General features: G+C 67.1%; 28 protein-coding genes. 11 read left to right on the forward strand and 17 right to left on the reverse strand.

Annotation, left to right across the window (positions count from 1 at the left end):
• Positions 1 to 109: 109 nt before the first annotated feature.
• Positions 110 to 595, reverse strand: coding sequence for a hypothetical protein (locus tag AC07U4_RS11590; protein ID WP_038663593.1), 486 nt, complete (start codon positions 593 to 595; stop codon positions 110 to 112).
• Between the two features lie 103 nt (positions 596 to 698).
• On the opposite strand from AC07U4_RS11590, the gene AC07U4_RS11595 reads away from it, so the two are divergent.
• From AC07U4_RS11595 to AC07U4_RS11615, 5 genes are all read left to right on the forward strand, one after another.
• On the forward strand, positions 699 to 1,979 hold the full coding sequence (locus AC07U4_RS11595; protein WP_495195507.1) for a multidrug effflux MFS transporter: 1,281 nt from the start codon (positions 699 to 701) through the stop codon (positions 1,977 to 1,979).
• Between the two features lie 60 nt (positions 1,980 to 2,039).
• Positions 2,040 to 2,387 (forward strand): hypothetical protein, encoded by a 348-nt coding sequence (locus tag AC07U4_RS11600; RefSeq protein ID WP_038663589.1) that lies wholly within the window; start codon positions 2,040 to 2,042, stop codon positions 2,385 to 2,387.
• A 120-nt stretch (positions 2,388 to 2,507) separates the two neighbouring features.
• Entirely contained in the window at positions 2,508 to 2,705 is a 198-nt protein-coding gene (locus tag AC07U4_RS11605; protein WP_495195508.1) for a hypothetical protein, read from the forward strand.
• A 255-nt stretch (positions 2,706 to 2,960) separates the two neighbouring features.
• Positions 2,961 to 3,614, forward strand: coding sequence for an outer membrane protein (locus AC07U4_RS11610; RefSeq protein WP_038663583.1), 654 nt, complete (start codon positions 2,961 to 2,963; stop codon positions 3,612 to 3,614).
• Positions 3,615 to 3,731: 117 nt separating this feature from the next.
• Complete coding sequence (locus tag AC07U4_RS11615) at positions 3,732 to 4,055, forward strand: HNH endonuclease family protein (RefSeq protein WP_495195509.1); 324 nt, start codon at positions 3,732 to 3,734, stop codon at positions 4,053 to 4,055.
• A gap of 296 nt (positions 4,056 to 4,351) precedes the next feature.
• Here AC07U4_RS11615 and AC07U4_RS11620 read toward each other — a convergent pair whose 3' ends face one another.
• From AC07U4_RS11620 to AC07U4_RS11645, 6 genes are all read right to left on the reverse strand, one after another.
• The gene (locus AC07U4_RS11620) at positions 4,352 to 4,546 is read right to left on the reverse strand and encodes a hypothetical protein (RefSeq protein WP_495195510.1); all 195 of its coding nucleotides are present in this window, start codon (positions 4,544 to 4,546) and stop codon (positions 4,352 to 4,354) included.
• A gap of 35 nt (positions 4,547 to 4,581) precedes the next feature.
• Entirely contained in the window at positions 4,582 to 4,845 is a 264-nt protein-coding gene (locus AC07U4_RS11625; RefSeq protein ID WP_495195511.1) for a hypothetical protein, read from the reverse strand.
• 52 nt (positions 4,846 to 4,897) lie between these two features.
• Complete coding sequence (locus tag AC07U4_RS11630) at positions 4,898 to 5,107, reverse strand: DUF4160 domain-containing protein (protein ID WP_495195512.1); 210 nt, start codon at positions 5,105 to 5,107, stop codon at positions 4,898 to 4,900.
• Positions 5,108 to 5,218: 111 nt separating this feature from the next.
• Positions 5,219 to 5,788, reverse strand: coding sequence for a hypothetical protein (locus tag AC07U4_RS11635; protein ID WP_495195513.1), 570 nt, complete (start codon positions 5,786 to 5,788; stop codon positions 5,219 to 5,221).
• Between the two features lie 17 nt (positions 5,789 to 5,805).
• Complete coding sequence (locus AC07U4_RS11640; RefSeq protein WP_038663577.1) at positions 5,806 to 6,864, reverse strand: ribonucleotide-diphosphate reductase subunit beta; 1,059 nt, start codon at positions 6,862 to 6,864, stop codon at positions 5,806 to 5,808.
• A 49-nt stretch (positions 6,865 to 6,913) separates the two neighbouring features.
• A complete protein-coding gene (locus tag AC07U4_RS11645; protein ID WP_322850227.1) occupies positions 6,914 to 7,114 on the reverse strand; it encodes a hypothetical protein in 201 nt (66 codons plus the stop codon).
• Positions 7,115 to 7,200: 86 nt separating this feature from the next.
• Between AC07U4_RS11645 and AC07U4_RS11650 the strand changes: the two genes are divergently transcribed.
• The gene (locus AC07U4_RS11650) at positions 7,201 to 7,452 is read left to right on the forward strand and encodes a DUF2171 domain-containing protein (protein ID WP_037531986.1); all 252 of its coding nucleotides are present in this window, start codon (positions 7,201 to 7,203) and stop codon (positions 7,450 to 7,452) included.
• A 74-nt stretch (positions 7,453 to 7,526) separates the two neighbouring features.
• On the opposite strand, the gene AC07U4_RS11655 is transcribed toward AC07U4_RS11650, so the two are convergent.
• The 3 genes from AC07U4_RS11655 to AC07U4_RS11665 form a co-directional block, all read right to left on the reverse strand.
• Positions 7,527 to 7,919: an endonuclease domain-containing protein gene (locus AC07U4_RS11655; RefSeq protein WP_495195514.1), complete on the reverse strand. Its 393-nt coding sequence runs from the start codon at positions 7,917 to 7,919 to the stop codon at positions 7,527 to 7,529.
• A gap of 245 nt (positions 7,920 to 8,164) precedes the next feature.
• Positions 8,165 to 10,111, reverse strand: coding sequence for a ribonucleoside-diphosphate reductase subunit alpha (locus tag AC07U4_RS11660; RefSeq protein ID WP_038663568.1), 1,947 nt, complete (start codon positions 10,109 to 10,111; stop codon positions 8,165 to 8,167).
• Positions 10,112 to 10,511: 400 nt separating this feature from the next.
• Positions 10,512 to 13,163, reverse strand: a complete 2,652-nt coding sequence (locus AC07U4_RS11665) for an EAL domain-containing protein (RefSeq protein ID WP_495195864.1) — start codon at positions 13,161 to 13,163, stop codon at positions 10,512 to 10,514.
• 662 nt (positions 13,164 to 13,825) lie between these two features.
• Here AC07U4_RS11665 and AC07U4_RS11670 point away from each other — a divergent pair.
• A complete protein-coding gene (locus AC07U4_RS11670) occupies positions 13,826 to 15,346 on the forward strand; it encodes a fumarate hydratase (protein WP_137899107.1) in 1,521 nt (506 codons plus the stop codon).
• A 106-nt stretch (positions 15,347 to 15,452) separates the two neighbouring features.
• Complete coding sequence (locus AC07U4_RS11675; protein WP_495195515.1) at positions 15,453 to 15,905, forward strand: DUF2501 domain-containing protein; 453 nt, start codon at positions 15,453 to 15,455, stop codon at positions 15,903 to 15,905.
• Here the strand turns inward: AC07U4_RS11675 and AC07U4_RS11680 are convergent.
• From AC07U4_RS11680 to AC07U4_RS11690, 3 genes are all read right to left on the reverse strand, one after another.
• Positions 15,880 to 16,425: a GNAT family N-acetyltransferase gene (locus tag AC07U4_RS11680; RefSeq protein ID WP_495195516.1), complete on the reverse strand. Its 546-nt coding sequence runs from the start codon at positions 16,423 to 16,425 to the stop codon at positions 15,880 to 15,882. The two genes, AC07U4_RS11675 and AC07U4_RS11680, sit on opposite strands and share 26 nt — an antisense overlap.
• A 54-nt stretch (positions 16,426 to 16,479) precedes the next feature.
• Entirely contained in the window at positions 16,480 to 17,076 is a 597-nt protein-coding gene (locus AC07U4_RS11685; RefSeq protein ID WP_495195517.1) for a hypothetical protein, read from the reverse strand.
• A 448-nt stretch (positions 17,077 to 17,524) separates the two neighbouring features.
• The gene (locus tag AC07U4_RS11690; RefSeq protein ID WP_495195518.1) at positions 17,525 to 18,049 is read right to left on the reverse strand and encodes a hypothetical protein; all 525 of its coding nucleotides are present in this window, start codon (positions 18,047 to 18,049) and stop codon (positions 17,525 to 17,527) included.
• A 101-nt stretch (positions 18,050 to 18,150) separates the two neighbouring features.
• On the opposite strand from AC07U4_RS11690, the gene AC07U4_RS11695 reads away from it, so the two are divergent.
• Positions 18,151 to 18,531, forward strand: coding sequence for a PRC-barrel domain-containing protein (locus AC07U4_RS11695; protein ID WP_038663553.1), 381 nt, complete (start codon positions 18,151 to 18,153; stop codon positions 18,529 to 18,531).
• Here AC07U4_RS11695 and AC07U4_RS11700 read toward each other — a convergent pair.
• The 3 genes from AC07U4_RS11700 to uvrB form a co-directional block, all read right to left on the reverse strand.
• A complete protein-coding gene (locus AC07U4_RS11700) occupies positions 18,528 to 18,848 on the reverse strand; it encodes a HigA family addiction module antitoxin (protein ID WP_137899102.1) in 321 nt (106 codons plus the stop codon). The genes AC07U4_RS11695 and AC07U4_RS11700 overlap by 4 nt on opposite strands.
• Positions 18,820 to 19,104: a type II toxin-antitoxin system RelE/ParE family toxin gene (locus tag AC07U4_RS11705; RefSeq protein ID WP_038663548.1), complete on the reverse strand. Its 285-nt coding sequence runs from the start codon at positions 19,102 to 19,104 to the stop codon at positions 18,820 to 18,822. The genes AC07U4_RS11700 and AC07U4_RS11705 overlap by 29 nt, the downstream gene beginning before the upstream one ends.
• Positions 19,105 to 19,169: 65 nt before the next feature.
• Positions 19,170 to 21,368, reverse strand: coding sequence for an excinuclease ABC subunit UvrB (gene uvrB / locus AC07U4_RS11710; protein ID WP_495195519.1), 2,199 nt, complete (start codon positions 21,366 to 21,368; stop codon positions 19,170 to 19,172).
• Between the two features lie 136 nt (positions 21,369 to 21,504).
• Between uvrB and AC07U4_RS11715 the strand changes: the two genes are divergently transcribed.
• A complete protein-coding gene (locus AC07U4_RS11715; RefSeq protein WP_495179338.1) occupies positions 21,505 to 22,326 on the forward strand; it encodes a ferredoxin--NADP reductase in 822 nt (273 codons plus the stop codon).
• A 168-nt stretch (positions 22,327 to 22,494) separates the two neighbouring features.
• Here AC07U4_RS11715 and AC07U4_RS11720 read toward each other — a convergent pair whose 3' ends face one another.
• Entirely contained in the window at positions 22,495 to 23,733 is a 1,239-nt protein-coding gene (locus tag AC07U4_RS11720) for an MBL fold metallo-hydrolase (protein ID WP_495195520.1), read from the reverse strand.
• A gap of 120 nt (positions 23,734 to 23,853) precedes the next feature.
• On the opposite strand from AC07U4_RS11720, the gene AC07U4_RS11725 reads away from it, so the two are divergent.
• The gene (locus AC07U4_RS11725; RefSeq protein ID WP_495195521.1) at positions 23,854 to 25,425 is read left to right on the forward strand and encodes an amidase; all 1,572 of its coding nucleotides are present in this window, start codon (positions 23,854 to 23,856) and stop codon (positions 25,423 to 25,425) included.
• Positions 25,426 to 25,560 lie beyond the last annotated feature (135 nt).

Genomic DNA, 25,560 nt, shown 5'->3' on the forward strand with positions numbered 1-25,560 from the left:
GGCTCCTGCTTTCGCAGGAGCACTGTGTTGATTTGTTGGTGGTGATGGTTTTCGCGGAGGGCTCGACCTGTTTAGCGCTCCCGATCCCCGTCGAGGATAGAATAAAGCGTCAGCTTCCCACCGTGATCGTGCCCTTCGCCTTGCCGGCGTCGTCGGCGAGGTCGAGGCGGAAGGGCTGGTGGTCGTCGGTGGTGCCGGTGAGGCCGGCGCCGTTCTGTTTGAGCGTGAAGCCGGCCTTGCCGAGCCGGTCCTGGAACCAGCCGCGGACCTGATCGGCGGGGGCGGGGCTGGTGAAGCGGACGCGCAGGCTGCCCGCCTCGTCCTTGCCGGCGACGTCGAGCTTGTCGATCGTCGAGCCGGGATAGAGGTGGACGCCGTTGAGGTCGAAATTGTCGGCGTCGAGCTGGATCCTGGGCAGCTTGATCTGGCCCGAGAAGCCGGGGACGGCGATCTTGACCTGACCCGATTTGGCGTCGACCGCGCCGAGGACGTTGCCGCCGTCGGCGTTGATCGACACCGACGTGCCCTCGCCCGAACGGTCGCAGGCGGCGAGCGGCATCGCGAGCAGGGCGGTACAAAGCAGCAGGCGGGTCATGGCAGCCCTCGTGTGTTGATCGGGCAATACACGTAGGGCGTCGTGCCGCGGCGATCAAGCAGGGTTCCGATGGCCGCCGCTTGCGGGTAGGGGAGGCGGCATCGTGACCCGTTCCATCCCCACTTCCGCGCCGGCGCTCGACGGCGCTGCCCCTGCTCCTGCCCCTCATGTCCCCGGCGAGCCGGCGGGCGCGCCGATCGGCTTCGTCGAGTTCGTCGCCCTCGTCGCGGCGCTGATGTCGCTCGCCGCGCTCGGCATCGATTCGATGCTGCCCGCGCTGCCGGCGATCGGGCGGTCGCTGGGCATCGCCACCGAGAACCAGCGCCAGTTCATCGTCACCGCCTTCGTGCTCGGCTTCGGCATCGCGCAGCTCGCGCATGGGCCGCTCGCCGACCGGTTCGGGCGGCGGACGGTGCTGCTGTGGGCGATCGGCGGCTATGTCATCGCCAACATCGCCTGCGCGGTGTCGGCGAACTTCGTGCTGCTGCTCGCCGCCCGCGTGTTCGGCGGGGCGATGGTCGCCGCAACCCGCGTCGCGACCGTCGCGATGGTCCGCGACTGCTACCACGGCCGGCCGATGGCGCGGGTGATGTCGATCGCCTTCATGGTGTTCATGATCGTCCCCGTGCTCGCCCCCGCCTTCGGCCAGACGGTGCTGCTGTTCGCCAATTGGCGCGGCATCTTCTGGGTCGTCGCCGGGCTGAGCCTGGTGATCTGGACGTGGTTCTTCGTGCGCATGCCCGAGACGCTCCACGCCGATGCGCAGCAGCCGCTGTCGGTGCGGCGCGTCGCCGGCGGCTGGAAGCAGACGCTGAGCGATCGCTGGTCGCTCGGCTATACGCTCGCCTCGACCTCGCTGATGGGCGCGCTCTACGGCTATCTCAATTCCGTCCAGCAGATCATGTTCGACACGTTCAAGCACCCGCAGCTGCTCGCGGTGATGTTCGCCGTCACCGCGGCGCTGATGGCGGGCGCCAATCTGACCAACGCGCGGCTGGTGATGCGGCTCGGCACGCGGCTGATCAGCCACAGCGCGGTGATCGGGCTTGTCGTGCTGAGCGCGATCCACCTCGCCGTCGCGCTCGCCGGCTATGAGACCTTGGTCGGCTTCGTCATCCTCCAGGCGCTGACGATGGGCTGTTTCGGGCTCGCCACCTCCAATTTCTCGTCGATGGCGATGGAGAATATGGGCGGGATCGCCGGCACCGCCTCCAGCGTCCAGGGCTTCACCAGCGTCACCTTCGGCGCGGTGATCGGCGTTGTCATCGGCCAGGCGTTCGACGGCAGCACCGCGCCGCTCGCCGCCGGCTTCCTGATCTGCGGCGTCGTCGCGCTGGGCGTCGTGGCGGTCACCGAACGCGGCCGGTTGTTCCGCGCCGCCTGACGACCGCGGAACCGCCGCCGCCTCCCCGCCGTTCGCACCGGGTAACACGAGGAGGTTTCGATGGGTGGACATCAGGTCACGGGCCATGGCTCGGGCGACGACGGCTATGACGAAGAGGGCTATGACGAGAGCCAGCGCGCCGAGATCCTGGAGGCGACGCGCAACGGCCCCAGCGACGGGCTGGTGCTGACCGACCTCAACCCCGACCTCGGCGACGACGACGAGGAAGACGAGCCGATCGACGAGCTCGACATGGATTCGGAAGAGGTCGGCGAGAGCGACCCGACCGTCGACATGGACGAGGCGGATATCGACGAGGACGACGCCCAGGACGATTTTGATGCCGGCACGACGTCGGACGAGGACGACGATCTGGACGACGCCGACGCCGTGGCGCTGCGCCCCTGATCCGGGCCGGCATCGTTCCCCGGCTCGTGCCGGGGAACGATGCCGACGGGGCGGCGTTTGCGCTGCCCCTGTGTAATCGGACCCGTTATGCGTATCCTGCTGCTGCCCCTGGTGGGGGCGATGAGTCTGGCCGCCTGCTCGCGCCCGGCGAGCCAATCGACGGACACCACCGTCAACGTCGAGGCGGCGGCATCGCGGGCGCAATCCGACATCGCCAATTACGCCGCCGGCAGTGGCCATCGCGCCGTGCGGACCGCGGCACGGCCGTCGTCGCTGCCGAGCGCGTCGCTGCGCAAGCTGGCCCCGCGCGCGCCCTGATCGCGCCCGCCTTCGCACCGGCGATATGATCGGCGCGAGCCCCCGTCGACCTCGTGCGGACGCGGACGCACGGATTGCCGTGGGTTCGTTCATCCGGGTGACAGGAAGTGTGGCGCGAAAGCCACAGCGGCGGACGTTCCGGGCAAAAGTGCCGTCGCGGTGCAACAAAGGTCCAAAATCGCAGTTTGGACGGACCTGGGTTGCACGACGCTGCGGTGTCGTCGCCCGAGTTGAGGCAACACAAGGTACATTCATATGCGTAAGCTCGCCCTCGCGGCCGCCGTTGCGGCAGCGTCCTTCGCCGTCCCCGCCTTCGCGCAGGACATGTCGACCACCGGCACGACCGACACCACCGTCGCCACCGACGCGCAGGTCGACACCGCGCCCAAGGCTCCGGACGGCACGCGCGCTTTCGGCATCGAGCCGTATGTCGCCGTGATGGGCGGCTGGGAGCAGTTCGACCGCCAGGCCGTTGCCGGCATCCCCGCGCAGCCCAAGGGCTATAACCTCGACGGCGCGCTGGTCGAAGGCATCGTCGGCTTCAACGTGCCGCTCGGCCCGGTGTTCGTCGGCGCCGAGGGTGCGGTCGCCAAGGGCGTGTCGGGTGACATCGACTGGCAGTATGGCGCCTATGGCCGCTTCGGCTTCCGCGCCGGCGACAGCGGCCTGTTCTACGGCAAGGTCGGCTACCGCTGGAACAACTTCGACAAGTTCGCTCCGGGCGTCGCCGGCGACCTGAACCGCGACTATCACGCGACCGTCTATGGCATCGGCGCCGAAGTCGGCCCGAAGGACATCGGCCTCGGCGGCCTGACCGGCAATTCGGGTCTGCGCCTGCGTATGGAGGTTTCGACCTTCGACGACGCGCACAGCTTCCGCCCGATGGCGGGTGTGGTCGCACACTTCTGATCGTTCGCCAGAACGGTTCGAACGGGGCGGGTCTGCTACGGCAGGCCCGCCCTTTTTCGTTGCGGCGCCGGTGGTTGCCGCTCGGCCGCTGCCTATATCGGCATCATGGTCGGACGGGTGAAGCGCAGGGCGGGGCTGGCGGAGGCCGAGGCACGCGCCGCGCGCGAGGCGCCGCCGCCACCCTGCCCGATCTGCGGGCGGGCGCTGGGCGTGAAGGTGGAATGGCATCACCTCGTCCCTAAGTCCGAAGGCGGGCGCGTCACCGCCGCGGTCCATCCGATCTGTCACCGCACCGTCCATGCGCTGATCCCCAATGCCGATCTGGCGCGGACCTATGCCGATCCGGCGGCGCTCGCCGCGCATCCGGGGATCGCGCGCTTCGCCCGCTGGATCGCCGACAAGCCCGCCGACTTCCACGCGCCGACCCGCCGCAGCCGCTGAGGCGGTTGGACGGCATATCGTGTCCGTTCAGGCGGTTGGACGCTGAACGTGGACAAGATGGACACCTTAATGGAAACGATCGCCTTCCATCGTTTCGATTTCTGAACCCATGGCAAAGAGCGTCGCGTCGCCCGTCGTTGACGAGCGGCGAGGACGGAAGCCTAGCCGGCGGCGATGCGTGTAGGACAGCGCGGATCGGCGCGGCGGGCGGATCGGCGTGCGTTCAATGGCTTGGCGGCGTTACGGACGGAGGCCGGGGGATCGCGATCCTATTGCGGCGCGGCGGCGCGCGCGACTCACTCGCCGATGAGGTTGGCGACGGTGGCGAGGTCGGCGGCATTGGTGACCTCGCCCGACGCGTCGGTGATCGCGGCATTGCTGTCGGCGCTGTTCGAGGCCGACCCGGCATAATCGACCGCCGCCCAGACGATCCCCCCGGCCCAGAGCAGTGCCGCCCAGCGGCTGCGGAAGATGCGCGGGGTGGGGAGCATGGGGGAGAGGGTAAGGGGGTGGAGTTGCGGGACGGTTAAGCTGCCGGTCTGATGAGCGCTCCGGCTGCGGCCAGACGCCGGTGCAGGCTCGTCGCGGATAGCTCCAGGCCGTTGGGCCAAGCCAGTGCGCCTGCTTCGATGAAGGCACGGGCGAAAAAGTCTGGGTCAGCGAGCGGTCGTGTCATGATCGTGTCGCGCGCGATCAATTCCTCGGCAGACCAATTGCCGGCGCTATCGTCTGAAAAAGCGAGCGAGAGGGTGGCCGGGCGGGTGACGGCCATATCGACGAGCTTAATCATCAAAGTCTGCTCCTGCGATCATCTCCAGCGGCTGAAGGTCTACGCCGCGCTGCTAATTTGCCATAAGCTCCGCCTGATGGTCGAGCGCCCATTGCCGGACGATACGGGCAGCCTTGCGGGGCAGGCTGCCCTCGGTGATCTCACCATCAGCGATCCGCACGAACGCCTCGAAGCCCTGATAGCTGGCGTGGAAATGCGGCGGCGGGTGATCGTCGAAATACATTCGGATCACGATGCCGAAGAAGAGGGAGATGACCGGCATTTAATCGCGAGCCTGACCTCAGTGGTAACGCTGCCGATCCGCCAAGTGGTTGGCAGCATTTGCCGTCAGCGCCGTTTTGGAGGAGGCGGAGGCATAGAGGGCGCTGCTGATTTATTCGCCTGTCCCCCGTCGTTGAACCTGCCGGGTGGCGGCGGAAGCGGGGGCGGAGGCGGCGGCGGCGGCGGTGGTGGCGGCGTTTTTGACATCACTCTTTCCTTTTGTTTGAAGTAGTCCAAAAACGGCAAGACATACTAGCGCTACGAGAAAGGACAGAAACGCCCCGATCTGAGTTAGTTTTACAAACTTATTTGATTTAGCCTCGGCGAATGAATCTACGTATTTCCCGTAATAATCTTCAAGAATCTTCTGTTGTTCGTTGTATGCCGCGGATGAGAAAAAGTTCTCCAATAATCCGCATATAATTGCCAAACTAAGTGACAGCAATGATATTGAAAATACTGTAGATGATGATGCTGAAATGATTGCTTTTGACTGGGTAATGAATCCAGCCATCAACGCGATTAAGGCCGAAGATAGCTGGATTATAGTTTTGATTAAGTTGTCTTGAGCATCTCGCTGAGCGGCGATGAGGACGGTCCGCTCCGCCATCATCGTCTTGTAACACTCATTCTCGTCGCAGTCGTCCAACGGGTGAGGAGTGATTGTTTGCCGCTCAATCATGCTGATGGCTGTCTCCGTTACTCCGCCGCCACACCAGCTTGCGAGAACATATCCCCGCTGGCCTCGCCCGCATCCTCGTTCGCCGGGCGGCCGATCTTGGCCTTCTGGCGCTTGTCGAACGAATCCCAGACGTCGTTCCACTGGCCCTTGGTCGCGGCCTTCGAATATTCGGTGGCGCGCTGTTCGAAGAAATTGGCGTGCTCGACGCCGTTCAGCATCGGCGCCAGCCACGGCAGCGGGTGTTCGTCGATCATGTAGATCGGCTTGAGGCCGAGCTGCCCCATCCGCCAGTCGGCGATGTAGCGGATGTACTTCTTGATCTCCTTGGGCGTCATGCCGTTGACCGGGCCCATCTCGAACGCGAGGTCGATGAAATTGTCCTCGAGCCGGATCGTCGTCTGGCAGACGTCGGCGATATCGTCCTTCACCGCCTTGGTCAGGCACTGGCGCTCGTGGCAGAAGGTGTGGAACATCTTGATGATGCCCTCGCAATGCAGGCTCTCGTCGCGGATCGACCAGGTGACGATCTGGCCCATGCCCTTCATCTTGTTGAAGCGCGGGAAGTTCATCAGCATCGCGAAGCTGGCGAAGAGCTGCACGCCCTCGGTGAAGCCGCCGAACATGGCGAGCGTGCGGGCGATGTCCTCGTCGTTCTCGACGCCGAAATTCTGCATGTAGTCATGCTTTTCCTTCATCTCGGCATATTCGAGGAAGGCGCCATATTCGCTCTCGGGCATGCCGATCGTGTCGAGCAGATGGCTGTAGGCGGCGATATGCACCGTCTCCATGTTGCTGAACGCGGTCAGCATCATCTTGACCTCGGTCGGCTTGAACACGCGGCCGTATTTCTCGTGGTAGCAATCCTGCACCTCGACGTCGGCCTGGGTGAAGAAGCGGAAGATCTGGGTGAGCAGGTTGCGCTCGTGATCGGTCAGCTTCTGCGCCCAGTCGCGGCAATCCTCGCCCAGCGGCACCTCTTCGGGGAGCCAGTGGAGCTGCTGCTGACGCTTCCAGAATTCGAACGCCCAGGGGTATTCGAACGGCTTGTACTGCTTGCGGGCTTCGAGGAGGGACATGGGGACTACTCCGTGGGATCTTCGTAAATAGGATATCGGGCGAAAGAGGTTAGGGCTGGCCGCTCCATTGCCACATCGCATGCGCCGAAAAGGCGAGGACGATGGCGAGGGAGACGGCCATGATGCCGGCCATGCGGTAGACGTAGACGCGCGCCGGCCCCTGCGGGCGGCGCAGCTCGAACAGCATCCACGCGCCGCCGAGGCCGAACACCGCGGCGACTGCGAACATGATGAGGCTCTGCAGCGGCATCAGGGCTCGGCTCGGGCAGGGACGCGCGATGCATCCAATTGCGGGGCGGGTCGTTGGACCGCCGAACCCCTTGCAGGAGCTTTGTCATGCACGATCACAGCAACATCAAAGAGCATATGACCGTCATCGGCGCCGACGGCGTCCATGTCGGCACCGTCGACCACGTTGAGGGCGAGCGCATCAAGCTCACCAAGAACGACTCGCCGAGCACCGAGGACGGGCAGGGCGGCAAGCATCATTACCTGCCCGCCGGCCTCGTCGCCGAAATCGAGGGCGATACGGTGCGGCTGTCGGCCACCGCCGCCAATGCGGTGGACATGTTCGAAGAGGCGGAGTGATCCGTCTTTCCCTCTCCCCTTGTGGGAGAGGGAGGGAGCGGCCGCAGGCCGCGGAAGGGTGAGGGGGCCGTCCATCATGGGCGGCCCTTTTGCTTGTCCGCGACGATTGTGGCGATCGTCTGCACGACGCCGTCGCGGGCTTCCATCACATCGGCATTGGTGAAGCGGATCACGTGGTAGCCTTCGGTCTGGAGGAAGCGGGTGCGGGCGGCGTCGCGCTTGATCTTGGTGGCGTGGTCGTCGCCGTCGACTTCGACGATCAGGCGCAGGGCGTGAGCGGTGAAGTCGGCGTGATAGGGGCCGAAAGGGACCTGGCGGCGGAAGCGGAGATTCGGAAAAGCTTCGCGCAGGGCTCGCCATAACCGCAACTCCGGTTCGCCCGCCGCCTTGCGGAGTTTCCGTGATCTGGTGACGGTGAGGGCGGGGAGTTGCTGGCGTTTGGTCAGGCCTTGCGCATTCCCCCTCACCCTTCCCACGGCCTGCGGCCGCGGGCCCCTTCCCTCTCCCACAAGGGGAGAGGGAGCTTGAGCCTCTGTTCCCTCTCCCCTTGTGGGAGCGTCGGGTAGACAGCGCCCCGCGCTGTCTAGGCCATGCTGGGAGCATGGCCGACCCGACGCTGGAGGGAGCGCCGCAGGCGCGGAAGGGTGAGGGGGAAGCGTCATTTTTGGTCCATGTCCGCCGTCAAGCTCGTGACGAGCGCCGCCCCGCTACCTCACTGGCACGCCAGACATTCGTCATAGTCGGTCGTCTCGCCGATCTCGAACTTGGGTGCGGCGATCGTATTGTCCGCCTCGACCCCGCCCGACCCGGCGAACCCGGCGCGCTGCACCGACTTGGAACGCAGGTAATAGAGCGACTTGATGCCCAATTCCCACGCCCGGAAGTGGAGCATCAGCAGGTCCCACTTCTCGACGTCGGCGGGGATGAACAGGTTCAGCGACTGCGCCTGGTCGATATAGGGCGTGCGGTCCCCGGCGAGTTCGAGCAGCCAGCGCTGGTCGATCTCGAAGCTGGTCTTGTAGCAATCCTTCTCCTCCACCGAGAGGAAGTCGAGATGCTGGACCGAACCGCCGTGCTCGAGGATCGAGTTCCACACCGCGTCGCTGTTCTTCGATTTCTCGTTGAGCAGCTTTTCGAGATAGGGGTTCTTGACCGAGAAGCTGCCCGACAGCGTCTTGTGCGTGTAGATGTTGGCCGGGATCGGCTCGATGCACGCGCTGGTGCCGCCGCAGATGATGCTGATTGACGCGGTCGGCGCGATCGCCATCTTGCAGCTGAACCGCTCCATCGCGCCGGTGTCGGCGGCGTCGGGGCAGGGGCCGCGCTCGATCGCGAGCTGCATCGAGGCTTCGTCCGCCTGGCCCTTGATGTGCTTGAACATCCGCAGGTTCCACGACTTGGCCATCGCCCCCTCGAACGGCAGGCCGCGCGCCTGGAGGAAGGAGTGGAAGCCCATCACGCCGAGCCCGACCGAGCGTTCGCGGCCCGCGCTATAGGCGGCGCGCTCCATCCCCGGCTCGTGGCGGTCGATATAATCCTGCAGGACGTTGTCGAGGAAGCGCATCACGTCCTCGATGAAGCCTTTCTCATCCTTCCACTGGTCCCACGTCTCGAGGTTGAGGCTCGACAGGCAGCAGACGGCGGTGCGGTCGTTGCCGAGATGGTCGACGCCGGTCGGCAGCGTGATCTCGCTGCACAGGTTCGAGGTCGACACCTTGAGGCCCAGCTCGCGATGATGCTTGGGCATGTTGGAATTCACGTGGTCGGCGAAGACGATATAGGGCTCGCCGGTCTGCAGGCGGGTCTCGACCAGCTTCTGGAACAGCGAGCGCGCATCCACCGTCTGGCGGATCGTCTGATCCTTGGGGCTGCGCAGATGCCATTCCTCGCCGTTGCGCACCGCCTCCATGAAGGCGTCGGTGAGCAGCACGCCGTGGTGCAGGTTGAGCGCCTTGCGGTTGAAATCGCCCGAGGGTTTGCGGATCTCGAGGAATTCCTCGATCTCCGGGTGGCTGATGTCGAGATAGCAGGCGGCCGATCCGCGGCGCAGCGAACCCTGCGAGATCGCGAGCGTCAGGCTGTCCATCACGCGGACGAAGGGGATGATGCCGCTGGTCTTGCCGTTGAGGCCGACCGGCTCGCCGATGCCGCGGACGTTGCCCCAATAGGTGCCGATGCCGCCGCCGCGGCTGGCCAGCCAGACGTTCTCGTTCCACGTGTCGACGATGCCGTTGAGGCTGTCGGGGACCGAATTGAGATAGCAGCTGATCGGCAGGCCGCGCCCGGTGCCGCCGTTCGACAGCACCGGCGTCGCCGGCATGAACCACAGCTTCGAGATATAATCGTACAGGCGCTGCGCGTGTGCGGCATCATCGGCATAGGCCGAGGCGACGCGGACGAAGAGGTCCTGATAGCTCTCGCCCGGCAGCAGATAGCGGTCGTTCAGGGTCTCCTTGCCGAAGTCGGTGAGCAGCGCGTCGCGGCTATGGTCGACCTCGACCGGATAGGGGCGGGCGCGGACTGCCTTGCTGCCGGTGCCGACCGCCTCGGTGGCGGGGGAGGCGGTGGTGGCGCGTGCCGCATCGGTGGTGGCTTCGCCGGCCGGTGCTTCGATCGTGTCGCTGGTCATTGCTTCACCCTGCGTGTCCCTGAAATCCATCGAAACCGATCCTTCGTTCTCTAAGTGTTCGAATCGGCGGTGCATTCTCATGCTACCACCAAGGCGGCCCGAGGAAGAGAACAAAATGAGCACATCGCGATGCCGCGGCTTGCCCTGTATCGATGCCCGATATGGGGATCGACGGTGTTCTCTACCAGGAATTGGGTCCGCCCCCGAACTCAACCCCCACAAGTTGTGGCAAACCGACGCGGCAGGCAAGGGGGTAATGCGGCGGAGCGAGGCCGGTTCCGCCCCGCCGGTGCGCCCCGGCGACGGACGATGCCGCACGACGCGTGGACTTCCGCGGGTTACGGAAAGCGCAAGGGAACGATGCGGGAACGAAAATTTTTAGTCCCGGCGAATCCGGACATGAATCGCGCACGTGGCGGGTGGGACGGGACTAGGTCGCGCGGCGGGCGACGCGGCCGGGCTGTGCCTGCTGGAGCCGGTCGAGGTTGAAATTCTCGGCGAAATGCAGCCCCGCCTTGCCGTCCTGCGCCCAGGCGACGCGGGCGGCGAACATCTGGTCCTCGACCAGTTCGATCAGCACGTCGAGCCCGACCGCCTCGTCGTCGATCGCGACGCCGTCGATCATCGCGCCGCTCGCGGAGATGTTGCGGATACGCACGTCGCCCTGCGTGCGGCCGATCGCGAGCCGCGCCGAGCGCAGCATCTTGGTGCGCGGCGCGCGGCTCACCTTGTGGCCGACCGGCGCGGCCTGCACCGCGCCGCCGAGCTGCACGATCACCTCCGCATCGGCGATGCCGGCGCCGTAGACGAAGCCCTGGATATGGCTGCAGCCCAGGGTACGGACGAGCTCGATCTCGTCCTGGATCTCGACGCCTTCGGCGGTCGTCTCCATGGCGAGCGTATCGGCGAGCGTGACGATGGCGCGGATGATCGCCGCATTGCGGTTGCCCGGCTGCGCGGCGCCGCGGACGAAGCTCTGGTCGATCTTGATCTTGTCGAACGGTGCGGTGCGCAGATAGCCGAGGCTGGAATAGCCGGTGCCGAAATCGTCAAGCGCGAGGCGGACGCCGAGCGCCTTCAGCGAGCGGAACATCGCATCGGTTGCGCCGGATTCGTCGAGGAACACGCCCTCGGTGATCTCCAGCTCAAGCCGTGACGCGGGCAGGCCGCTGCGCGCCAGCGCCGAGGTGACGATCGCGGGGAAGGCGGGGTTGGCGAACTGGATCGGCGAGACGTTGACCGCGACGCGTACCGCGCGCGGCCAGCGCGCCGCGGCGTCGCAGGCGGTGCGCAGCACCCATTCGCCGAGCGCCTCGATCAGTCCGCATTCCTCCGCCACCGGGATGAAGTCGGCGGGCGAGATGCGGCCGCGCACCGGATGCTGCCAGCGCAGCAGCGCCTCATAGCCGGTGATTTCCTCGGTCGCGGTCGAGACCACGGGTTGATAATGGAGGTGGAAGCCGCCTTCCGCCAGCGCGGCGCGCATGTCGTCCTCCAGCGCCTTGCGGCTCTTCGCGCCCGACAGCATCTCCTCGGAGAAGAAGCGGTGGACGCCGCGGCCGTCGGCCTTGGCGGCATAGAGCGCGAGATCGGCGTTGCGGACCAGCTCCTCGGCATTGTCGCCGTGCTGGGGGGCGATGGCGATGCCGATCGAACAGCCGATCGTCACCGTCGCGCCGGCGATGAAATAGGGCTGCGACAGCGCGGCGATCAGCTCCCGGGCGAGCGTCGTCAACGTATCGCGATGGTCGATCGCGGGCAGCAGCACCTTGAATTCGTCGCCGCCCAGCCGGCCGACCAGCCCGACCGCGCCGACGACGCGTTCGAGCCGCTGCGCGACCTGCTTGAGCAAGGCATCGCCGGCCTGATGGCCGAGCGTGTCGTTGACCGCCTTGAACCGGTCGAGGTCCATCAGGAACAGCGAGGCGGGGCGCAGCACGCCGCCCTGCGGTTGCAGCGTCTTTTCGAGACTCTGGCGCATGCGCTGGCGGTTGGCGAGACCGGTGAGGCCGTCGAACAGTGCGAGGCGGGTGATCTCGGCATCCGACTTGCGCTTCTCGGTGAGGTCGCTGCCCGAGCCGATAAAGCCCTGGAAGCGGCCGAGATCGTCGATCACCGGCCGGCCCGAGATCGACCACCAGCGGTCGGGCTCGGTGCCGTCGGTGCTGCCGGTGGCGCAAACGGTGTAATCGGCGAACGAGGTGCGCGACGAGATGTGGAAGGCGAGGGTGCGTTCGGTGCCCGGCGAGGCGCTGTCCATCCGGAACACGTCGGTGAGCAGGCAGCCGCCGGGATCGCGATAGGGCGGGGCGAGCGCCGCGGCGACCTTGGCGGAGAGATAGGTGATGCGGCCCTGGCGGTCGGCCTCCCAGAACCAGCCGGTGCCATGGCCTTCGAATTCGGCGATCATCTTGACCGCGAGGCTGCCCTCGCGCGCGGCGGAGACGCGGCGCTGCACCGCGAGGCCGTCGAGCCGGGCGAGCCGCGCGGTGGCGACGCCGAGGCAGACGAGGAAGGCGAGCGCGACCAGCGCCGGCAGCACGCTGTCGGACAGGAGCGCGAGCATCAGCACCAGCCCGGCGCCGAAGCCGAGCGTCGCGGCGCGGACCGGGTGGAGTGCGATGCTGGTCATGCCGATCGCGCCGGCGAGGCCGACGAAGCAGCCGAGCTGGACCGGACTGATCGGCAGCCGCGTCGACGCCCAGAGCAGCCAGAGCAGGGCGGCGGCGGCGACGGTGGCGCTCGCCACCAGACCGCGGGTGCGGACATGCGGCGGCCAGCTGCGCGGCCGCGACGCCGCGAGCAGCGCATAGGCGGCGAGCGAGGGCAGCAGCAGCGCGGCGATGGCGACGACGATGCCGACCGGCGCGCCGTTGGTGGCGACGTCGCCCAGCGCCGCGCCGATCAGCACCGCGCTGGCGATTCCCTGCGCGGCGAGCGCGAACGGCCAGATCGTGCGGACGTGCGCGAGATGGCCGGCGTGCATCTGCGCCTCATGGTCGCTCTGCTCGCCGCCGAGACCGAGCAGGCGCAGCACCGGGACGGCGGGGATCTGATCGGGCGTGGGGGAGGGCAGGGGCATGACGCGCAAAATAACGTGTGATGGTTGAGAAAGCTTTGCGATCACGGGGGTTTTTGGGTCGCGATGCCGGCGTTCGTCGCCTCCGGGCAAAGGCGTGGGCTCGCGGTCTTTAGGGTGCGTCAGGCATCGGCAGTGCTCCCGCGCAGGCGGGAGCCCAGGGTCACGTACGCCACGAGACGTTGCTTTGCGTGACTCTGGGTTCCCGCCTTCGCGGGAACACTGAGGGGGGCGACATCGCGGGGTTTCGCGGACCTCCCGCCGCCGCCGGGTGCGTCAGGAATTTGCAGTGCTCCCGCGGAGGCGGGAGCCCAGGGTCACGTACGCCACGAGACGTTGCTTTGCGTGACTCTGGGTTCCCGCCTTCGCGGGAACACTCTGGCGGGGGCGACATCGCGGGGTTTCGCGGACGTCCCGCCTCCGCTGGGATGCGTCAGGCAGTTGCAGTGCTCCCGCGCAGGCGGGAGCCCAGGGCCATGAACGCCACGAGACGTTGTTTTGCTTGGCTCTGGGTTCCCGCCTTCGCGGGAACACTGGCGGGGGGCGACATGGCGGGGTTTCGCAGAACGCTCGGCAAGTGCCGGGGACGACACCGGCTCCGGGCCGAAACGTACCTTGGCGGCCATCCTTCCGGGCTTTAAGGCGGGCGCGAAGGAGCCCGCCCCGTGACCACGACCATCCGCGCCACCGACCTGATCGACAGCGTCGCCGATGCGCTGCAATTCATCAGTTACTATCATCCGATGGATTACATCCGCGCGCTCGGCGAGGCCTATCACGCCGAACAGAGCCCGGCGGCGAAGGACGCGATCGCGCAGATCCTGACCAACAGCCGGATGTGCGCCGAGGGGCATCGGCCGATCTGCCAGGATACCGGCATCGTCACCGTCTTCGTCAAATGGGGGCAGGATTGCCGGCTCGACAGCGACCTGTCGTTGCAGGAGGTGATCGACGAGGGGGTGCGGCGGGCGTACCTGCATCCCGAAAACAAGCTGCGCGCCTCGATCCTCGCCGATCCGGCGTTCACCCGGCGCAACACGCGCGACAACACGCCCTCGGTGCTGCACGTCGAGATGGTGCCGGGGTCGCGCGTGTCGGTCGACGTCGCCGCCAAGGGTGGCGGGTCGGAGAACAAGTCCAAGTTCAAGATGATGAACCCGAGCGACAGCATCGTCGACTGGGTGCTGGAGATGATCCCGCAGATGGGCGCGGGCTGGTGCCCGCCGGGGATGCTCGGCATCGGCATCGGCGGCACCGCCGAAAAGGCGATGCTGCTCGCCAAGCAATCGCTGATGGGTGCGATCGACATGGGGCAGCTCAAGGCGCGCGGGCCGAAGAACGATATCGAGGCGCTGCGCATCGAGCTGATGGACAAGGTCAATGCGCTCGGCATCGGCGCGCAGGGGCTGGGCGGGCTGTCGACGATCCTCGACGTCAAGATCCTCGACTGGCCGACGCATGCCGCGTCCAAGCCGGTGGCGATGATCCCCAATTGCGCCGCGACGCGCCACGCGCATTTCACGCTCGACGGCAGCGGCCCGTCCTATCTCGAGGCGCCGAAGCTCAGCGACTGGCCGCAGGTCGACTGGCAGCCGGACAGCGCCGCGATCCGCGTCGATCTCGACACGCTGACGCCCGAGGTGGTGGCGCAGTGGAAGCATGGCGACCGGCTGCTGCTCAACGGCAAGATGCTGACCGGGCGCGACGCCGCGCACAAGCGGATCGCCGACATGCTGGCCAAGGGCGAGCCGCTGCCGGTCGATTTCCGCGGGCGCGTGATCTATTACGTCGGGCCGGTCGATCCGGTCGGCGAGGAGGTCGTCGGGCCGGCGGGGCCGACGACGGCGACGCGGATGGACAAATTCACCCGCATGATGCTCGACCAGGGGCTGCTCGCGATGGTCGGCAAGGCCGAGCGCGGCCCGGCGGCGACCGAGGCGATCGCCGAGGCGAAGAGCGCCTATCTGATGGCGGTCGGCGGTGCGGCGTATCTCGTCGCGCGGGCGATCAAGGGGTCGAAGGTCGTCGGCTTCGAGGATCTCGGCATGGAGGCGATCTACGAATTCGAGGTCAGCGACTTCCCGGTCACCGTCGCGGTCGACAGCGCGGGGCAGAACGTCCATCAGCTCGCGCCTCTGGTGTGGCGCGAGAAGATCGCACGCGAGGGGCTGCTGACGCCGGCGTGAGCGGAGGCGGCAGTAGCGGGACGGGCCGTTCCATCGCCGCGGGCGGCGGTGGAACGGCGCCCGCGGCGGGTGGTTGGTTGGCCATCATGACGATGGGAGCCCTGCCATGAAGACGATCCTTGCCGCCGCGCTGATCCTCGCGCCGACGCTGGCGAGCGCGCAGACCGCCGATCCGGCACCGCAGACCGGCGCCGCCACCGGTACGTCGCAGGCCGGCGGGTGGCTGGGGCAGGCGCAGAGCCTGCTCGGCGGCGGCGGCGGCGCGGCCGGGGCGCTGCCGCGGATCGGGTCGATCGGCGCGGGCAATGCCGCCGGGCTGCTCGGCTATTGCGTCAAGAACCGGTTGCTCGGCTCCGGTGGCGGCGCGTCGGGCGCGGCGGGCGTGCTCGGACGGCTGACCGGACAGAAGGACGTGCAGAGCCAGCCGGGCTATGCGGCGGGCCAGGCGGGGCAGGTGCAGGCGCCGGGCGGGCAGGCGCTGTCGCTCGACGGGCTGCGCGGGCAGGTGAAGAACCAGGTGTGCAATCTGGTGCTCAACCGGGCAAAGGCGTTCCTTTGACCCGGCTGCGGCCGCCGGTGGTCGTCGGCGACTGCGGGATTGCGAGCTGGAAGAACTTGCGGTCCACCATCATCACCGGGAAATTCACCGGCAGGCCCATGCGCGATATCTCCCGAAAGCCGTTCTTCTTGTAGAAACGGTGCGCGCTGTGGAAGTCCCGCGCGGTACCGAGAAAGACGTTCTGCATCCCGCTTTGCCGGGCATGCTGCACCAGCGCATCGAGCAGCCCGACGGCGACGCCGAGCTCGCGACCGCGGGCATGCGCGGCGACGAACAACTTGCGCAGCGCGCCGTTGCGTTTGGCGATGTCCTTGAGGCCGATCGTGCCGACGATCTCGTCGTCGCGCTCCGCCACCCAGAACCCGCCGGCGCCGGTCTGATAGTAAGTGTCGATCGCCAGCAGATCCGGCTGATCGCCCGCGGTGATGGGCATCCCGAACTCGACCTGCTGGATCGGCAGGATCAGCGCCGGGATCCTGTCCCTGTCCGGCGCGGCATAGGGGCGGATGATCGTAGCCATGATCCCGTTATAGAGCCGTGCGCGCCGATGCGGTCGATCGGTGCGCGAACGGCGTTATCGGCGGCGGAAGAAGATCAGGAAGCTCGGCCGGTCGCGCACCGCGCTGAACGAGGACGCGGCCTGGTCGAGCCCCGAAGCTCGGGCGCGATCCGATAGCTGTGGGCCTTGCAGACCGCTCATCACTCCGCGGTCCGCGTCGGGCGGCAGGCCCGGCGGATAGGTGCCGGAGACTTCGCAGACCGTCGTCGCGCAGCGGACGGTGAGCGGGTCGCTGCCGATGTTCGGGATATCGGCGAAGGCGCGGCGTAAGTCGGTTTCCCGGCGTCCTGCCCAGCCCGCGTCGCGTGCTTCGGCCCGAAACCGGGCGTGCAATTCCCGCGGGTCGCTGTCCAGCGGCGGGAGGTTGGCGGTGATCGGGTCATCTTGCGGTGACGATGACGCGGCGGCGGTCGGTTGCGGCGTGGGCGAAGCCGGCGGGGCGGTCGGTGCCGTCGTCGCGGACGGCGGCATCGGGCTGGCGGGGATCACGCGGACAGGCGTCGTGTCCGGCGGGGAGGGCACGACCGGATGGCGGCTATCGATCCGCCAGCCGAGCAGCGCGATCAGCGCGGCGGCGAGCGCGACGATTCCGATGCGAACTCCAGGCGACATCCCGTCCCTCCCGAAACCATATCCGGAAGGAACCTATCTTCGGATGCCGGCGAGTCAAAGCGGAAGTGCAGTCACGGCACGCTGCGCTTTGCCCTAGATGTGAGAAGAGGGTGCCGTGCGCCTCCCGGCAGCCCGACACCCTCCAAACATGGTCAGCGGCCGGAGAGCTCCAGCCCGGGAAACCATGGGACCTCGTTCATCCTCGTCGTGCCGTTGATTGGGGGAGGATACCCCCCGACACGATTCAAACGGACGTCAGAAGCCGGTCCCCCGAACGAACCGAACCGAACTCACTGCTGAACCATGAGACATCGGATCACCTCCTTTCGCTTGTTGATAGCCATGTGACCGGACCCGGCCACAGCTGCAATGTGCGCATGCGCCGCGGTGGAAACAAGTCTTGTAATGCAGGGGATTTTACGCGACGATTCCGACCCTCGCCGCCGCGTCAGCCGCGGCAGTCCTCGGTCACCCGCTCGATCTCCGCCCAGGCCGGTACGACCAGCGTCGGTGCGCCCGGCCGCTCGATCACGAAACGGCCGCGACTGAACCCCATCGCATCGAGCAGGCCGTCATTGGCCGCCAGCGTCGCGGCGAGCAACGGCGGATTGCCGCCGTTCGGCTGGACCGGGAGCGCGCGCGCGATGCTGGTGGTGCGTATGGTGAGGGTGGTCGCGGCGCTGCCGTCGACCGACAGGATGATCTGGCGCCGGTCGCGGTCGCAGCGCAGCGCGAGGCGTGCGGGGCCGCCGGCGGGGGCGAAGCGCGCGATGCTGCCGCGCGTGTCGCGCTGCCAAGTCCAGTCGCCCGGGGTCGGTGGCCAATCGCGCCAGTCGGCGCCGCGCGGCGCGGCGGTGACCGGCGGCGCGGGCAGCGCCACCACCGGCTTGGGCGCGGGGGCGGGCGGTGCCACCGGCTGGGGCACGCAGGCGCTCGCGGCGAGCAGCAGGGCGGTGGCGGAAAGGATGCGCATCGGGCGGCTTATGCGGGAAGGGCGGCGATGCCTCAAGCGGCGTGCGCGTGGAACCGGCGCGGGCAACGGGCGGTTCACCCGTCAACAACCAGGAGCATCCGATGTCGACCGACAGCCAGTCCACCACCGCTACGCAATTGCTCGTCCAGGCGAACGTCGCCCACACGCTGAAGGTGGAGAGCCGTGACGGCGATCAGGTCGGGTCGGTCTATGCGCTGATGGTGCACAAGGGCACGGGCCGGTCGACGCATGCGGTGCTCAGCCTCGGCGGCTTCCTCGGCATGGGCAAGAGCTTCTATCCGCTGCCTTTCGAGCTGCTCCAGTTCGATCCGGTGCGCGATCTCTACGTGGTGACGATCGACCGCCGCCTGCTCGAGGGCGGGCCGAGCTGGTCGAACAACGCGCCGGTGTTCGACCAGGCCTATGCCGATCGCGTCGCGAGCTATTACGGGGTGAGCGCGGCGAACCTGACGACGGGCTAAGCGGCGCGGGGGATGATATGATCGAGATCGGCCCGGTAGACCGACCGGGCCTCTTCGAGATCATAGTCATTCTGCAAACCGAGAAAAAACGTCTCGCTCATGCCGAAGTAACGAGCCAGTCGAAGCGCGGACTCGGCATCGACCGGTGCGCGTTCGTTCAACAGCGCTTCCAGCTTCTCACGGGCGATCCCCGCGCCTGCGGCGACCTCGGCAGCGGATATCTCGCTGCCGATCAGGAAATCCTCACGGAGGATTTCGCCCGGATGGATGTTCGGCAGTCGCTCGCTATCATCGATGATAATCCTCGATGCGGACATCGATCGCGCTCCCGTCCTCCCAGCGGAAGGTGATCCTCCACTGGGCGTTGATGCGAATACTATATGTTCCCTTACGGGCGCCCTTCAACTCCTCGAATCGATTGCCCGGCGGGATAAGCAGGTCGTGCGGGCTGACGATGCGGTTGAGCTGTCGCAGCTTGCGAAGCGCAGGACGCTGGATATCCGGCGGCAGCTTGCGGCTGCGGTCGCGGTTCCAGATGCGTTCCGTCTCAGTATCGGCAAAGCTGCGGATCATGGGGCCATCCTTCCACCCGATCCGTAGTTCGTTGCCTGACCAATGTTACCGCCGTCGGACGGCGCTTACCGCCCGCCGCGCCGGCCGCCCATCCGCATCTTCTGTTCCTTGCCGTAGCGCGTCTTGCGGGTGCCGGGCTTGCCCTCGTTGGAGCGGCCCATGATCGGCGCCTTCTGCTCGTCGACGGGCAGGCCGAGTTCCTCGTTCTCCAGCTGGCGGATCTCGTCGCGCAGCCGGCCGGCTTCCTCGAATTCGAGGTCGCTCGCCGCCTTGCGCATCCGCTTTTCGAGATCCTCGATATAGGCGCGCAGATTGTGGCCGACCATGTGCGGCCGGTCCTCGTCGATCGGAATCGTGACCTGATCGCCCTGCGATACATGCGCGATGATGTCGCCGATGTTGCGCTTGATCGTCGTCGGCGTGATGCCGTGTTCGCGGTTATATTCCTCCTGCTTCTCGCGGCGGCGCGCGGTCTCGTTCATCGCCCGCTCCATCGAGCCGGTGATGCGGTCGGCATAGAGGATGACGCGGCCGTCGACGTTGCGCGCGGCGCGGCCGATCGTCTGGATCAGCGACGTCTCCGAGCGCAGGAAGCCTTCCTTGTCGGCGTCGAGGATCGCGACCAGCCCGCATTCGGGAATATCGAGCCCCTCGCGGAGGAGGTTGATGCCGATCAGCACGTCATAGACCCCCAAGCGAAGGTCGCGGATCAGCTCGATACGCTCCAGCGTCTCGACGTCCGAATGCATGTAGCGGACCTTGATCCCCGCCTCATGCATATATTCGGTCAGATCCTCGGACATGCGCTTGGTCAGCGTCGTCACCAGCGTGCGATAGCCGGCGGCGGTGGTCTTGTGGCATTCCTGGATCAGGTCCTGCACCTGTTCCTCGACCGGCTTGATCTCGACGGGCGGATCGATGAGGCCGGTGGGGCGGATGACCTGTTCGGCGAAGACGCCGCCGGTCTGCTCCATCTCCCAATTGCCCGGCGTCGCCGAGACGCTGACCGTCTGCGGACGCATCGCATCCCATTCGTTGAAGCGCAGCGGCCGGTTGTCGATGCACGACGGCAGGCGGAAGCCATATTCGGCGAGCGTGATCTTGCGGCGGTGATCGCCGCGCGCCATCGCGCCGATCTGCGGCACCGTCTGGTGGCTTTCGTCGACGAACAGGACGGCGTTTTCCGGCAGATATTCGAACAGGGTGGGCGGCGGCTCGCCGGGCAGGCGGCCGGTGAGGAAGCGGCTGTAATTCTCGATGCCGGCGCAGCTACCGGTGGCGGCGATCATCTCGAGGTCGAAATTGGTCCGCTGCTCCAGCCGCTGCGCCTCGAGCAACTTGCCTTCGGCGACGAGTTCCTTGAGCCGCTCGGCGAGTTCGTGCTTGATCGCGTCGCCCGCCTGTTTGAGCGTCGGGCCGGGCGTGACGTAATGGCTGTTGGCGTAGACGCGTACGCTGTTGAGGCTCGCCACCTTCTTGCCGGTGAGCGGATCGAATTCGGTGATCTCCTCGATATCGTCGCCGAAGAAGGAGATGCGCCAGGCGCTGTCCTCGTAATGCGACGGGAAGATCTCGAGCGTGTCGCCCTTCACGCGGAAATTGCCGCGCGCGAAAGCGGCGTCGTTGCGCTTGTATTGCAGCGCGACGAGCTTGCGGACGATCTCGCGCTGGTCGACGGTCGCGCCCTTCTTGAGATCGAAGATCATCGCCGAATAGGTTTCGACCGAGCCGATACCGTAAAGGCACGACACCGAGGCGACGATGATGCAATCGTCGCGTTCAAGCAGCGAGCGCGTCGCCGAATGGCGCATCCGGTCGATCGACTCGTTGGTCGACGATTCCTTCTCGATATAGGTGTCCGAGCGCGGCACATAGGCCTCGGGCTGGTAGTAATCATAGTAACTGACGAAATATTCGACGGCATTCTCGGGGAAGAAGCTCTTGAACTCGCCGTAGAGCTGCGCCGCGAGGATCTTGTTGGGGGCGAGGATCAGCGCCGGGCGCTGCAATTCCTCGATCACCTTGGCCATGGTGAAGGTCTTGCCCGAGCCGGTGACGCCGAGCAGCACCTGATCCTTCTCGCCGGCGCGCGCGGTCGCAGTCAGCTCGGCGATCGCGGTCGGCTGGTCGCCGCTCGGGCTATAGTCGCTGACCAGCTTGAACGGCCGGCCACCCTCGACCTTGTCGGGACGTGCGGGGCGATGCGGAACGAAGCTTTCGCCGGTTTCCGGCTCGGCGAGGCTGGTGCGGATCTGGATGGCCATATCGGGACCGGATATGGGGTAGGCGCCAAGGCTCGGCAATGACCGGCAGGGGCATGGCCAAGCTTTGCTTTGGTTGACCCGGCGGCGCGGGGTTCATAATGCGATCCCTTCGCAAACAACCCGAAGCCCGTCGCGCATGACCGATCTCCGTTCCCCCAAGACCCTGCCCGAGACCAAGGCGTTCGCGAACGTCAAGGTATTGTGGGTGCGCCACTGGAACGACCGGCTGTTCAGCTTCGCGGTCGAGCGGCCGGCGAGCTTCCGCTTCCGCTCGGGCGAGTTCGTGATGATCGGCCTGCCGGGGGACGGCGAGGGGGCGAAGCCGATCATGCGCGCCTATTCAATCGCCAGCCCGCATTATGCCGAGGAACTGGAATTCCTGTCGATCAAGGTCGAGGACGGGCCGCTGACCTCGAAGCTTCAGCTGATCGAGCCGGGCGACGAAGTGTATATGGGCAAGAAGCCGACCGGTACGCTCGTCACCGATGCGCTGGTCGGCGGCAAGCGGCTGTTCTTCTTCTCGACCGGCACCGGTCTCGCGCCGTTCCTCAGCCTCGCGCGCGATCCGGACGTCTACAGCATGTTCGATCAGGTGATCCTGGTCCATTCGGTGCGGCAGGTCAGCGACCTCGCCTATCACGACGAATTACAGGCGCGGCTCGCCGAGGATCCTTTGGTGTCGGACGAGGCGGCGACGCAATTCCACTATGTCCCGACGGTGACGCGCGAGCCGTTCCGCACCACCGGACGGATCGGCGACCTGATCGAGAGCGCCGCGCTGTTCGGCGATCCGGTGCAGGGGGCGAAACGCCTCGACCCCGAGACCGACCGGATCATGCTGTGCGGATCGATGGCGATGATCCGCGAGACCGCGGCGATGCTCGACGGGCTGGGGTTCGAGGAAGGCTCGAACGCCAAGGCCGGGACGTATGTGATCGAGCGCGCGTTCGTGGATTGAGGGGTGGGGCGTCGGCGGGACGTCCCAATCCTCGTCATCCCGGCGAAAGCCGGGACCCATGGTTTCAGTGCGATCCGAGACGGTGCGGACCCCTTGAATGTCCCGCGTCCATGGGTCCCGGCTTTCGCCGGGATGACGAATGAGGGGGCGCTTTCCTCACAAGGGCTTTTACCGCAGCGCCTTCACCTCCGGCGTGTCGAGGCAGCGCATCATCTCGGGCGGGGTCATCGGCTTGCCGGCCGCCGGCTTCGCATAGGGCGCCACCTCGAACGGCACGCCGAGCCGTTCCGCGGTGAAGCCGCTGCCGCCGGTGCAGCGCATCGCCGCGGCGAGCATCTTCGGCGGCGTGTCATAGCCTTCGTAGGACAGGCGGAACGTCCCCCAATGGATCGCCAGCGACCGCGCCGCGCCGAGCCGCTGGTGGATCAGCGCCGCCTCGGCGGGGCCGACGTGGCTGCCCGAGGACATCTGCCCCGGCTGGAAGCGGAAGGCGCCGATCGGGATCATCGCGAAGCGGATCGGGCCATAGGCCGCCGCCTCGCCCGGCCACAGGCCGTCGCCGAAGCCGGTGTCGCCCGCGAAGAACAGGTTGCCGCCGCTCGGCAGGCGGACGACGAAGCTCGACCAGAGCGCGCGGTTGCGGTCGGTGAACCAGCGGCTGCCCCAATGATGGTTGCGCGTCACGAACACCTGCGCGCGATCGCCAGGACACCAGCTGTCGGGGTCGCAGCGGATGTCGCGGCTGGTGTCCTTCAGCCCGGCGGCGGTCAGCGTCGCGCTACCGCCCCAGTCGAGCCCGAGCGCCTTCGCGCCGGTCTGGCCGATGACGCTGTCGTTGCCGAGGCTGGTGACGATCGCCGGTGCGTCGCGCCGCCACAGGCGGTGCAGCGTCGCCTTGTCGAGATGGTCGTAATGATTGTGGCTGAGCAGGACGAGGTCGATCTTGGGTAGATCCTCGAACCGCACGCCGGGCGCGGCGACGCGCGCGGGGCCGAAGCCGAGCGGGCCGGCGCGCTCGGCATAGACCGGGTCGGTGAGGATATTGAGGCCCTGCGTCTGAATCAGCACGGTGGCGTGGCCGATCCACGTCACCACCATCCGCTCGCCGTCGACGCGCGCGGCGGGTTTCGATGGCGCGACCGGGACCTGCGCCGGCCAGACCGGGCGGCCGTCGCGGCCGGTGAGCTGGCGCCACAGGAAGCCGCCGCGGCTGCCGCCGCCGGGCAGGCCCTGCGTGTCGCGGTCGTTGTCGGGATTGAAGAAGCGCGCGCCGTCGTAGTGATCGGTCGCCGGGCCTTCGTAATAGAGCCGATCGAGAAAGCGCGGCACGATCGTCACCGCGAGGCCGGTGACAACGATCAGCAGCACCAGGATCGCGGCGGCAATTCTCGTTATGCGCCCTGTCATCGTCCTGATCCCGATCAATATGGCGGAGGGGTGGAGGTGGAACGGCGGATATCCGTACGGCGGAACGCTTGCGCGTCGCCGCTACGGCCCTAGCATCGCTCGAAAAGCACAGGGGGTTCCATGCGTCGGATGTTTCTTGCCGTTCTGCTCGCCGCGTCGGCCTCGACCGCGATGGCGAAAACGCCGCGGGTCGAGGAGGTGTCGCTCGAACAGGTGCAGGCGCTGATGACCGCGGGCAAGGCGTCGAGCGTCGAGGTGACGCGCGCCTATCTCGACCGGATCGCGGCGATGGATCGCAAGGGGCCGACGCTGCGCAGCGTGATCGCGGTCAACCCGGACGCGCTGGCGCAGGCGAAGGCGCTCGACGCCGAGCGCAAAGCGGGGCGCATCCGCGGGCCGCTGCACGGCGTGCCGGTGCTCATCAAGGACAATATCGAGACCGCCGACCCGATGGCGACGACCGCGGGCAGCCTCGCGCTCAGGGACAATGTCACGCGCCGCGACGCACCGGTGGTGGCGGCGCTGCGCGCGGCGGGCGCGGTGATCCTCGGCAAGACCAACCTCAGCGAATGGGCCAATATTCGTTCCAGCCATGCGATGAGCGGGTGGAGCGCGGTCGGCGGGCTGGTGCGCAACCCCTATGCGCTCGACCGGACCGCATGCGGATCGTCGTCGGGATCGGGCGCGGCGGTGGCGGCGAGCTTCGCGGCGGCGGCGGTGGGGACGGAGACCGACGGGTCGGTGGTCTGTCCGTCGTCGATCAACGGGCTGGTCGGGCTGAAGCCGTCGATCGGGCTGGTCAGCCGCACGCACGTCGTGCCGATCAGCCATTCGCAGGATACGCCGGGACCGATGGCGCGCAGCGTGCGCGATGCGGCGATCCTGTTCTCGGCGATGGTCGCGGCCGATCCCGCGGATCCGGCGACCGCCGGCGCGGTAAGCCGCGACTATGCCGCGGGCCTGTCGGTGAGCGCGCTGTCGGGGGTGCGCGTCGCCGTGGTGCGGCCGGAGGGACTGTCGGTCGAGGTGACGGCGACATTCGATGCCGCGCTCGCGGTGCTCAAGGCGGCGGGCGCGGTGCTGGTGCCGGTCGATCCGCCCAAGCTCGATGGCGTCGGCGACGCCGAATTCACCGTGCTCAAGACCGAGTTGAAGGCCGATCTCGACGCCTATCTGGCGACCACCCCGCCGGCGGTGACGGCGCGGACGCTCGACCAGCTCATCGCGTTCAATCGCGCGCATGCCGCCGAGGAGATGCCGTTCTTCCAGCAGGAGACGTTCGAGGCGGCGGCGCAGACCAAGGGGCTGGGCGATCCGGCGTACAAGGCGGCGCGGGCGAAATCGCTCAGGCTGGCGAGCGAGGCGATCGACGGCATGCTGCGCCGCGCGGGCGCGACATTGCTGGTCGAGCCGACCTATGCGCAGGCGTGGCTGAGCGATCCGGTGTACGGCGATCAATATGGCGGGCCGTCGTCGTCGGAACTGCCGGCGATCGCGGGTTATCCCAACCTCACCGTGCCGATGGGGCTCGCCAAGGGGTTGCCGGTCGGCCTGTCGTTCATCGCCACCAAAAGCGGCGAGGCGACGGTGCTGGGCGCGGGCTATGCCTATGAACAGCGGGCCAAGGCGCGGGTGGCGCCGCTTTATGTGCCGCAGGCGGACGTCGGCGAGGGGCTGGACGGGCGGCGGTAGGGGCGACGACGGTTCGTAGGGTTCCATCACCCGTCACCCCGGACTTGTTCCGGGGTCCACCTTGCGGCGAGGAGACGGGCTTGAGGCTTGAGCGCGCGCTTGCGGCCCGGTGGACCCCGGAACAAGTCCGGGGTG

This window comes from Sphingomonas sp. GW821-FHT02B09 (genome assembly GCF_059421875.1).

Excerpts from the sequence above, each read along its gene's own strand:
- AC07U4_RS11640 (WP_038663577.1), bottom strand. The coding sequence starts at position 6,864 with ATGTCCCTCCTCGAAGCCCGCAAGCAGTACAAGCCGTTCGAATACCCC.
- AC07U4_RS11650 (WP_037531986.1), top strand. The coding sequence starts at position 7,201 with ATGCACGATCACAGCAACATCAAAGAGCATATGACCGTCATCGGCGCC.
- AC07U4_RS11715 (WP_495179338.1), top strand. The coding sequence starts at position 21,505 with ATGACCGATCTCCGTTCCCCCAAGACCCTGCCCGAGACCAAGGCGTTC.
- AC07U4_RS11700 (WP_137899102.1), bottom strand. The coding sequence starts at position 18,848 with ATGTCCGCATCGAGGATTATCATCGATGATAGCGAGCGACTGCCGAAC.
- AC07U4_RS11610 (WP_038663583.1), top strand. The coding sequence starts at position 2,961 with ATGCGTAAGCTCGCCCTCGCGGCCGCCGTTGCGGCAGCGTCCTTCGCC.
- AC07U4_RS11690 (WP_495195518.1), bottom strand. The coding sequence starts at position 18,049 with ATGCGCATCCTTTCCGCCACCGCCCTGCTGCTCGCCGCGAGCGCCTGC.
- AC07U4_RS11725 (WP_495195521.1), top strand. The coding sequence starts at position 23,854 with ATGCGTCGGATGTTTCTTGCCGTTCTGCTCGCCGCGTCGGCCTCGACC.
- AC07U4_RS11660 (WP_038663568.1), bottom strand. The coding sequence starts at position 10,111 with ATGGATTTCAGGGACACGCAGGGTGAAGCAATGACCAGCGACACGATC.
- AC07U4_RS11680 (WP_495195516.1), bottom strand. The coding sequence starts at position 16,425 with ATGGCTACGATCATCCGCCCCTATGCCGCGCCGGACAGGGACAGGATC.
- AC07U4_RS11605 (WP_495195508.1), top strand. The coding sequence starts at position 2,508 with ATGAGTCTGGCCGCCTGCTCGCGCCCGGCGAGCCAATCGACGGACACC.
- AC07U4_RS11620 (WP_495195510.1), bottom strand. The coding sequence starts at position 4,546 with ATGCTCCCCACCCCGCGCATCTTCCGCAGCCGCTGGGCGGCACTGCTC.
- AC07U4_RS11695 (WP_038663553.1), top strand. The coding sequence starts at position 18,151 with ATGTCGACCGACAGCCAGTCCACCACCGCTACGCAATTGCTCGTCCAG.
- AC07U4_RS11685 (WP_495195517.1), bottom strand. The coding sequence starts at position 17,076 with ATGTCGCCTGGAGTTCGCATCGGAATCGTCGCGCTCGCCGCCGCGCTG.
- AC07U4_RS11625 (WP_495195511.1), bottom strand. The coding sequence starts at position 4,845 with ATGATTAAGCTCGTCGATATGGCCGTCACCCGCCCGGCCACCCTCTCG.
- AC07U4_RS11635 (WP_495195513.1), bottom strand. The coding sequence starts at position 5,788 with ATGATTGAGCGGCAAACAATCACTCCTCACCCGTTGGACGACTGCGAC.
- AC07U4_RS11590 (WP_038663593.1), bottom strand. The coding sequence starts at position 595 with ATGACCCGCCTGCTGCTTTGTACCGCCCTGCTCGCGATGCCGCTCGCC.
- AC07U4_RS11600 (WP_038663589.1), top strand. The coding sequence starts at position 2,040 with ATGGGTGGACATCAGGTCACGGGCCATGGCTCGGGCGACGACGGCTAT.
- AC07U4_RS11705 (WP_038663548.1), bottom strand. The coding sequence starts at position 19,104 with ATGATCCGCAGCTTTGCCGATACTGAGACGGAACGCATCTGGAACCGC.
- uvrB (WP_495195519.1), bottom strand. The coding sequence starts at position 21,368 with ATGGCCATCCAGATCCGCACCAGCCTCGCCGAGCCGGAAACCGGCGAA.
- AC07U4_RS11645 (WP_322850227.1), bottom strand. The coding sequence starts at position 7,114 with ATGCCGCTGCAGAGCCTCATCATGTTCGCAGTCGCCGCGGTGTTCGGC.
- AC07U4_RS11675 (WP_495195515.1), top strand. The coding sequence starts at position 15,453 with ATGAAGACGATCCTTGCCGCCGCGCTGATCCTCGCGCCGACGCTGGCG.
- AC07U4_RS11720 (WP_495195520.1), bottom strand. The coding sequence starts at position 23,733 with ATGACAGGGCGCATAACGAGAATTGCCGCCGCGATCCTGGTGCTGCTG.
- AC07U4_RS11665 (WP_495195864.1), bottom strand. The coding sequence starts at position 13,163 with ATGCCCCTGCCCTCCCCCACGCCCGATCAGATCCCCGCCGTCCCGGTG.
- AC07U4_RS11630 (WP_495195512.1), bottom strand. The coding sequence starts at position 5,107 with ATGCCGGTCATCTCCCTCTTCTTCGGCATCGTGATCCGAATGTATTTC.